Annotated in this window: 8 protein-coding genes; 2 read left to right on the plus strand and 6 right to left on the minus strand. The window is 35.0% G+C overall.

The window, feature by feature from the left end; genetic code table 11:
* The first annotated feature begins 197 nt into the window (after window positions 1-197).
* A complete protein-coding gene (locus ACP6PK_RS26625) occupies window positions 198-425 on the plus strand; it encodes a hypothetical protein (RefSeq protein ID WP_426564143.1) in 228 nt (75 codons plus the stop codon).
* A gap of 265 nt (window positions 426-690) precedes the next feature.
* Here ACP6PK_RS26625 and ACP6PK_RS26630 read toward each other — a convergent pair whose 3' ends face one another.
* The 6 genes from ACP6PK_RS26630 to ACP6PK_RS26655 all read right to left on the minus strand — a co-directional run bounded on the left by ACP6PK_RS26630 (window position 691) and on the right by ACP6PK_RS26655 (window position 5562).
* Window positions 691-966 carry a MoaD/ThiS family protein gene (locus ACP6PK_RS26630; protein ID WP_426564145.1) on the minus strand — a complete coding sequence of 92 codons (276 nt, stop codon included), beginning with the start codon at window positions 964-966 and terminating at the stop codon, window positions 691-693.
* Between the two features lie 256 nt (window positions 967-1222).
* Window positions 1223-2542 (minus strand): threonine synthase, encoded by a 1320-nt coding sequence (thrC, locus tag ACP6PK_RS26635; RefSeq protein WP_426564147.1) that lies wholly within the window; start codon window positions 2540-2542, stop codon window positions 1223-1225.
* Between the two features lie 838 nt (window positions 2543-3380).
* Complete coding sequence (locus ACP6PK_RS26640; protein ID WP_094672577.1) at window positions 3381-3659, minus strand: MoaD/ThiS family protein; 279 nt, start codon at window positions 3657-3659, stop codon at window positions 3381-3383.
* Between the two features lie 680 nt (window positions 3660-4339).
* Complete coding sequence (locus ACP6PK_RS26645) at window positions 4340-4753, minus strand: IS200/IS605 family accessory protein TnpB-related protein (RefSeq protein ID WP_426564165.1); 414 nt, start codon at window positions 4751-4753, stop codon at window positions 4340-4342.
* Complete coding sequence (locus ACP6PK_RS26650; RefSeq protein ID WP_426564149.1) at window positions 4719-4958, minus strand: transposase; 240 nt, start codon at window positions 4956-4958, stop codon at window positions 4719-4721. Before ACP6PK_RS26650 ends, ACP6PK_RS26645 begins: the two co-directional genes overlap by 35 nt.
* Window positions 4894-5562 carry an RNA-guided endonuclease InsQ/TnpB family protein gene (locus ACP6PK_RS26655; RefSeq protein ID WP_426564151.1) on the minus strand — a complete coding sequence of 223 codons (669 nt, stop codon included), beginning with the start codon at window positions 5560-5562 and terminating at the stop codon, window positions 4894-4896. Before ACP6PK_RS26655 ends, ACP6PK_RS26650 begins: the two co-directional genes overlap by 65 nt.
* 231 nt (window positions 5563-5793) lie before the next feature.
* On the opposite strand from ACP6PK_RS26655, the gene ACP6PK_RS26660 reads away from it, so the two are divergent.
* Complete coding sequence (locus ACP6PK_RS26660) at window positions 5794-8286, plus strand: GTPase (protein WP_426564153.1); 2493 nt, start codon at window positions 5794-5796, stop codon at window positions 8284-8286.
* The last annotated feature ends 91 nt before the right edge of the window (window positions 8287-8377 follow it).

Consider the following 8377-nt stretch of genomic DNA (forward strand, 5'->3'; position numbering starts at 1 on the left):
AACTGAAATAACCGTTTCCTAAAAAATAACTTTTTCCTACTTAGTAGGGTAAAAATCAATACAATAAATTACCTACTAAATCCAACTTTTGCCTACCGACAAAACCAAGTTTTATTAATGATAATTGTAATAACAAGGGAGATTAATTGCCCTAGTTGAGTTTAACAGAATCAAAACGATAGGGATAGGAACCTAAAATGATAGATCCATTTTCTTTAACAATAGCAGGAGTTGTCACTGGCGGCACTTGGGTTGGTGCGTATGCTTGGGCAAGAGATGAAAAAAAGATGTCTCATAGTGAAGCAGTAAAACACGCAAACAGAGTAACAGGACAAACTATTGGTGTAGTAGGTAGTTTTGCTGGAATAGTAGGTGGTGTTGATAGTGCCATTCATAATGACTCTAATAATTCAACCTATAGCTAATAAGCTAGCAAAAACACTAAAAGGTTTGGGCGATCGCTTTTTGACTAATCAATAGCGATCTTTTTTTTACTTAAATTAAACCTCTCAAATGAGAGTTGATATAACTTTTCTGAAAAATGATCTGCTAAAATCTAAAAATTGAAGGACGTATTAAACTTAGTTAACACATCCTTCAGAGTAACAATATTGATTTAGTTAATTTTTAGAAACTGATGGGTAATTTTAAAAAACTTAGATTCTCAAAAACCCTTTTTTCCAAACCTATCTAACCACCAGCAACAGCAGGAACAATACTAACTTCATCTTGATCATTCAGAGCTGTTTTTGTTCCATCTAAAAACCGAATATCCTCACTGTTGACGTAGAAATTTAAAAATCTCCTTGGCTCCCCTTGGTCATCACACAGACTTTTTTTAATACCAGGATATTTTGTTTCTAGAGACTCTATTAATTCTGAAATATTACCAGCACTACATTCAATTTTCGCTTCATTGTTAGTGAATTTTTGCAAGGCAGTAGGAACTAAAACTTTGATTGCCATAACTTACTAATTTGTTCGTGTAGATAATACTTAATTTGCAAATACTTATTATGATGGTTAGTTCAATAATATATTTATCTTTTTAAGAAAAAAATTATCTTTCAAAACCTAATCTATGATTTTAAAGTTTCCAGGACTTACGCAGAAACCGGGTTTATTACCATAATTATTCAAACCACAAAATTTCGCTGATAAACCCGGTTTCTTAGTTCTGGGAAACTAAGGGGTTTGGAGACCAAACCCCATACTATAACAATTAAACCAAAACTTGTTGCCACTCAAGACGCTCTAATGTCTGAGCGCGTTCCCATGCTTTCTCAAAACTATCCAACTTGGCATCTATTGTTAGAGGTTCGCCAATTTCACCTTGTACTGCTTCTTGAGTCTTCAAGCCATTACCTGTGATATAAGCAACAGTAGTCTCTTCAGGGTCAATCTTACCTGCCTCTACTAATTTTTTCAATACGGCAATAGTTGTACCACCTGCTGTTTCAGTAAAGATACCTTCTGTTTCTGCTAATAACTTGATACCTTCAATAATTTCAGCATCATTCACAGCTTCAATATTGCCGTTTGTTTTGCGAGCTACTTCTAATGCGTAGATGCCGTCTGCGGGGTTGCCAATAGCAATTGACTTAGCAATAGTATTAGGTTTAACTGGATTAATAAAATCACGACCTTCTTTAAATGCTTGAGCTACTGGAGAACAACCTTCAGCTTGCGCTCCACTGAAACGAACTGCCTTGTCTTCTACTAAACCTACTTTGACAAATTCTTGGAACCCTTTATAAATTTTGGTGTAAAGGGAACCGGAAGCAATAGGAGCAACTACATGGTCTGGAAGTTTCCATCCTAGTTGTTCGGCAACTTCAAAACCTAGAGTTTTTGAACCTTCAGAATAGTAAGGGCGGAGGTTAATATTTACAAAACCCCAACCGTAAGTATTTGCTACTTCGCAACAGAGGCGGTTTACTTGGTCGTAGTTCCCTTTAACTGCCATAACTGTTGGGTTGTAAATAAGAGTACCGAGAACTTTACCTGCTTCTAAGTCAGCAGGAATAAATACACAACATTCTAAACCTGCTTTAGCGGCGATCGCTGCAGTAGAGTTTGCTAGGTTGCCTGTACTTGCACAGGATACTGTGGAGAAACCTAATTCTCTAGCACGACTCAGAGCAACTGATACTACCCTATCTTTGAAACTGAGGGTAGGCATATTTACCGCATCATTTTTAATGTAGAGATTTTTTAGACCTAGGCGACGGGCTAAACGTTCTGATTTTACTAGGGGGGTCATTCCTGTTCCTACGTCTATAACGTTGTCTGTTGTTACTGGTAAGAAATGACGATAACGCCAGATAGAGTTAGGACCAGCTTCAATTGTTTCCCGACTCACTATTTGACTTAGTTTTTCATAGTCATATTTTACTTCTAAAGGACCGAAGCATACATCTTCACATATATGTTTGGCTTCTAGAGAGTATTCTTCTCCACATTCTTTGCACTTGAGATTTTCTATGGCTGTATTTGTATTTGTGCTGTGGATTTGATTGTGAGTTGTTGTGGCCTGGGTCATGGTCTTTCTCCCTACTTCATTTCTCAGAACTGTTCACCATTTTTTGAATACTAGCATGGGTAAAAATGACCGTCAACCATACCCGACAAAAATAGTCGAGATTGATTTTATGGATATTTTTCTATCTTGAATGCTACAAATATATTCTCTCATTTCGTAGTTAATTCGGTTGTTTATATCGCAATTTTGCTAGTAACTGAAATATTTTTTTTAAAGGTGTTTTTTGATTTTCAGATCAATTTGATTAATATTTTTGGAGTTATATCATGTGCGTTGGTATAGTCCCATGTAAAGCTGGAAAAATATCTACCAGATTTAAGGTTATTTCTTCTATTATACCTATACCAATTCCCATGCATTAATGCTATACTTGATTAAGACTTCAGTTATTAAGTAATTACCTTTGGATAATTACTTTTTTGCTGATTTGAGAAAATTTAATCTTTGATTATCCCTATTTTTACTACTCCTCTACTCCCCTACTCCCCTACTCCCCTACTCCCCTAATTCCCTAATTCCCTACTCCCCTACTCAATCAAATGTAGAAAAATTTTTGAGAAATGGTATTAAAGCTTCTATCCTAGATAACTAAAGCCTTCTTCTTTACCTTCGCGCTTACAATACCGATGCTACCGGACATGATATTAATTTTATTTATGTGAGGAGATAAGATATTTTTTTGTTACCTTTTTTATGTTGATTTTAGTAACTAATACTCTTAATTTGATCTTATTTATTTTGACGATCGGGAAATGTAGCATTTGATTATGAAAATTTACCTTTATATCTGCTCTCTATTGTTAGATAGGCAAGAAATTATATTTTCTAAAAAAAATATCTAAATTCTAAAGCTGTTGAGGCCACCACTTACTGGAGGAATTAGGACTACTTCGTCACCGTCTTTAAGGATGGTTTCTCCTGGGACAAAGTTGAGGTTAATGCCAAATTTGGTGACATTTCGCCACTTTTCTAGTTCGGGGTGTTGGCTGATGAGTTTTTCTAGCAGTTGGGATACTGTTGTTCCTGGAGAGAGGGTTAGTTGTAGTTCGGGCACTTTGTAGGCTTCTTGGTAGGCTGCGAATAGTTTGAGAGTTATGCTGATTTCGGTATGATTCATATTTTTGTATTGAATAAAAAATCATGTTTAGGGGCGAAAAGCACCCACTACATTAACTATATCAAAGTTTTTAATTCTGTGCAACCTTTATTGCTGTTTTCGTCGCGGTTTTTGCAGAGCTTCAGAGAATGCAATTTTTGTATAATTCTTTATTTCAATTAATAGAATTACTCTATTTTATAGCGCTGCGCTCTGGGAACAGGGAACATAAAATGAGAATAAATTGCTGATAATATAAAGCTTTGAGCTGCTTGGACACCCCCTGCAATTTGTAAAGCGTGCCAGCGCACATGGCTATACTTTACCGACTACTCTATGGGCGATCGCTATTCTGAGATGAGATGATACTAAGAACTATGTTTTTTCTGCAACATTATCTATTTTGTTTAGTTGAATAAAAAATCATACGTAGGGGCGAACGCGCCCAACCAATATTTCTTGTTTTAAGAATATCACGGTTTTTGCTGGAAAACAACCCCTCTGACAAAAATTTTAGAGCTTCTCAAAATGAGATAAAAAGTTTAGTAATTTCACGATGGCGGAGGGTGAAAAATTATTGTTGACTTGTAGATGAGGATGGAAAATGCTCCTAGCTCTGAACAATCATTAAAAGGATAGTTGATAAAAATATAGTCAAATATGACATATTCTTATTTTGCAGGTGTTACCCTGACTGGGTGTTAGCGCAGCTCCTCCGCAGGAGGCACTACAACACCCTCTATCCCATGGTCAAAGACATTTGGGACTGCTTTTTTCATTATATTTAGAGAACCGTTCACATCAGCATTGATCAATCCTTTGCTGGCACTGCGATATAAACCTCTTTTTACTCTTTTCGGTGAAAAGTTGACTCTTATTTTCTGACCTTTTTTGTAAACTGGAATCAAATCATTATCTATAAAACTTGATGCGGAGGTATAAGATTCTTCTGTAATAATCACATCTATCCCTACCATTTTGGCTTTATAAGATAACATTTCAATTAACTTATTATAGGGAACAGATACAAAATTTTGATTATTTCTTTTCCCTAAATTTATCTTCTGTTTCCAGTCCTCATTATGCCCTATTATCAGAGTTCCTCTGCATCTGATTAATTAGAGTATCAATAATTAAACGAGATGCTTTATGAAGATAGTCATTGATTTTAAATTCTCTTTTATTGCAAAGTTTTTTCAGTCTTTTGCTCGTTCTATTTTCCCGGATTTGAGATTGTAGGAAGCTTTTAACTTTATTATAGTATTGATTTATAGATTTTAATGGTCTGCCATTGATCACTCTTGGGTTTGATTCCGGCACCCTTAAAAGTTAATGTAGCTAAATTGTTTAACCCAATATCAACACTGGCGCAACGATTTTTCTCTAGCTCGTATTGTTTTTCACATTTCTCATAAACTACCTCGATTACATAATGGTTAAGTCTAGGGACGAGACGAACTTGTTTAATTTGTGAACTAGGTACTAATGTTTTCAGATAAATCCCAGTTTTACTTAGATTAATAATTCCTTGTTTTAATTCCCTTTTGCTGATAGCTTGTTTTGTATAAACTACAATATTTCTTCCCGTTATTTTATTTTTATATCTAGGAAGACGTGGACGAGCATTAAACTTTGATGGGTGTTGTTTATAAACTTCGTTCGCTGCTAAAAAGCTTTTCCAGTTTCGATCTATTATCATCAATATTTGTTGAGATACTTTAGCTGGCATTGCTTTATAGTCTACTTGAGTAGAAAGTGTTTTTTGCAGGTCATAATAGGATAGATTTTTCTTTTCAAATATAAAAGACTGACGAACTAAATAATTAGCATAGTTATAGAGATTTTTCGACAAGAAACACAGTCGGTCAATTTCAGCATAAAACCGATGTGTTGCTTGAATAATATGTCTCTCAACTAATTTCATAAATCAAGGAGTTAAAATTACTAAAGGCTGGGAACATTTATGAGTTTTTATTATTATTTAGTCTTGACTTAAGTGCCAATTTCATTATACCATTAAACATCAGGTCGAGAGTTATTAAATTTTGTCACATACTTAGTAGCTATGCATGTACCAATAAACGAAGAGATTTGACATTATTTGGCTATAGCTATATATGGCTATATTTATGTACAAAGTTTATTATACTTATTTATGAAACAGTCCCCGGATGAAGAGTTGGACTACCCTTTTCTATTAGTAGCTCAGATGGTTTGTGCTGACCAACAAATTCACAGTGAGGAGTCAAAAGCGTTACAGGAGTTGGCACAACAAAGCAAAGTAGGAAAACTGACTCTTGCAGAAATGGAAAAAATTCTGACTCAGGATGAATACCAGTTATCTGTGACAGAAATTGCATCGCAAGTAGCACCCCAACAGAGAAATGAGGCGATGTGGCAAATATTGAGTATTGCTTATGTGGATGGTTTTTGCTCGGCATTGGAACGACAAATGGCGCAACAGGTAGCTCAAATTTGGGGTTGGCCTGATGGTGAGGTGGAACGACAAATAGAGGAAACGGGAGCTTTTGCTGATACTAGATTTATTGGGGATGGGGAAAAGGAGCAGATATCTTTCGGAGCGAGGATGCTGAAAAATGCTGATTCTTTGTTGTCAAAAGCTCTGGTGGATAAGTTGGCAACTTTTAGTGGGAAGCAGCAAAAAGTTGAACAACTACGCCGGGAAATTTTATTATCTGGACCAGAATATGATGAGGCAATACGTCAGTGTGCGGTTATTGCGGAGATAGATTATGTATTTGCAGAAAGAGCGTTGAAACATACAGATAAAGCTTTGCAAAATTTGGGAATAAATCTGCAAAAAGTTATTGAAGAAATAAAGGATAAAAGTAGTGGAAAAGGTGAAGCTACTTCTGCTCAGGAAGTGGCAAGTAAACTAGAGGAAATTTCTCAGGAACTTAGGGCTAAAATTATCAAAGAAATTGATAGTGTTAAAGAATCTCTTCGAGCTAAAGAACGCGCTTTGAGTCATTTTAGTATTGCTTTTATGGGGAAAACTAAGGCTGGAAAAAGTACCCTTCATGCAATTATTACTAATGATGGATGGGATGCTATTGGTGTGGGAAAACAGAGGACTACTCGTTTTAATCGAGTTTATGAATGGAAGAATATTCGGGTTATTGATACTCCTGGTATTGGTGCGCCTGGAGGTAAAAGTGATGAGGAAATTGCTAAGAGTATTATTGATGAGTCGGATGTTATTTGTTATGTGGTGACTAATGATAGTATTCAGGAGACTGAGTTGTTTTTTTTAGATTTGCTGAAGCAGAAGGCTAAACCTTTAATTATTTTGTTGAATGTAACAAAAAATTTGAGAGACTCGCGGAGGTTGGAGTATTTTCTGAAAAATCCAAATAAGCTGTTTGAAATGGAAGGTAAAAGTGGCATTGGCGGACATATTAATCGGATTCGTAATTCTGCTCGGAAATATTATGGTAATGATTATTTTCAGGTAGTACCTGTAATGTTATTGGCGGCACAAATTTCTGGTGAAGCTGAGGAGAAAAAACGAAAAAATGAGTTATTTAAGGCGAGTCGAATACAGGATTTTTTAGATTTGGTGAGAGAGTCTTTAATTAAGGATGGAAAAATTAGGAGGTCTCAAACTTTATTGGGTTCGACTGTTGGTGCGATTGAAGAACCTTTGAAGTGGGTAAAAGCACAGTCTGAAGTTTATAATGATTTGGCGAAAATTCTGAAAGATAAGCATGGAGAAATTCATAAAAAGATTGATGAGTATCGGCAGGATGCTCTGGATTTTTTACAACAGAAAATTAAAGCTGTTTTTGAGAATGCTTTGAATAATATCCCGTCTTTTGCTGAAGATTATTGGAATAAAAATGAGAGTGAATTAAAAGAGGGTTGGCAGACAAAAATTCAGGAAATTAAGTTTGAATCAAGATTAGAAAATTCCTATCAAGAGGCTAGTCAAAAGTTTAACAAAGAAGTAAAAGAAGCGGTTGAGGAGGTAGGGAGTGAATTACAATTAATTGCCGAGTTAGGTGCTTTTGATTTTGATTTTACTGCACAAGATTCCAGTAGTTTTGGCCGCAATCTTGTCAAAATAGCTGGTATGATTGTTTTGATAGGTGGAACTGTAGCAGCTTTTTTCAATCCTGTTGGTATAGTTATTGGAATTGTTGGTACAGTTTTAGGTACGATTAGTGGATTGTTTAAATCTAGAGATAAGAAAAGAAGTGAAGCTGCTAAGAAAATATCTGAGTCATTAAGTAATCAAATTATTGCTCAAAAGGAAACTACTCTGAAAAAATCTGAGAGTGAGTTTTCCAAATCTTGTCAGTCAGTATCTAAAAATATTGAGGATTATTTTGATAATTTAAGCAGTGAGTTACAAAAGATATCTGAAGAGTCACAATTAACTCAAAAGAAACTTGAAACAGGTGTTAATTATCTAAATCGTGCTTATGCAAAACGTATTATTGATTGGCTTACAGAAAATTATGAACCTTTAACAGAGCAAAGAATTAATAAAGTAATTGGTAAAGTTAGACGGGAGTTTGGTAAAAAGATAATTATTGGTACAAAAACTCAAGTACCAATCAACAAAACACCTGAAGAAATTAATCTTGTGATTCAGGAGGATGTGGTTATTAAATATATAAAATAGGAGGAAAAATAATATGTATCGGAAATTATTTTTGACTAATTAAGGTAGAGGGTGGTTTGACTCAATTTCGGGAAATATTTTCTACTTATTT

Source organism: Dapis hubbardiae BLCC-M172, assembly GCF_050016015.1.
GTDB lineage: Bacteria > Cyanobacteriota > Cyanobacteriia > Cyanobacteriales > Microcoleaceae > Trichodesmium.

Excerpts from the sequence above, each read along its gene's own strand:
- ACP6PK_RS26630 (WP_426564145.1), bottom strand. The coding sequence starts at position 966 with ATGGCAATCAAAGTTTTAGTTCCTACTGCCTTGCAAAAATTCACTAAC.
- ACP6PK_RS26625 (WP_426564143.1), top strand. The coding sequence starts at position 198 with ATGATAGATCCATTTTCTTTAACAATAGCAGGAGTTGTCACTGGCGGC.
- ACP6PK_RS26655 (WP_426564151.1), bottom strand. The coding sequence starts at position 5,562 with ATGAAATTAGTTGAGAGACATATTATTCAAGCAACACATCGGTTTTAT.
- ACP6PK_RS26640 (WP_094672577.1), bottom strand. The coding sequence starts at position 3,659 with ATGAATCATACCGAAATCAGCATAACTCTCAAACTATTCGCAGCCTAC.
- thrC (WP_426564147.1), bottom strand. The coding sequence starts at position 2,542 with ATGACCCAGGCCACAACAACTCACAATCAAATCCACAGCACAAATACA.
- ACP6PK_RS26660 (WP_426564153.1), top strand. The coding sequence starts at position 5,794 with ATGAAACAGTCCCCGGATGAAGAGTTGGACTACCCTTTTCTATTAGTA.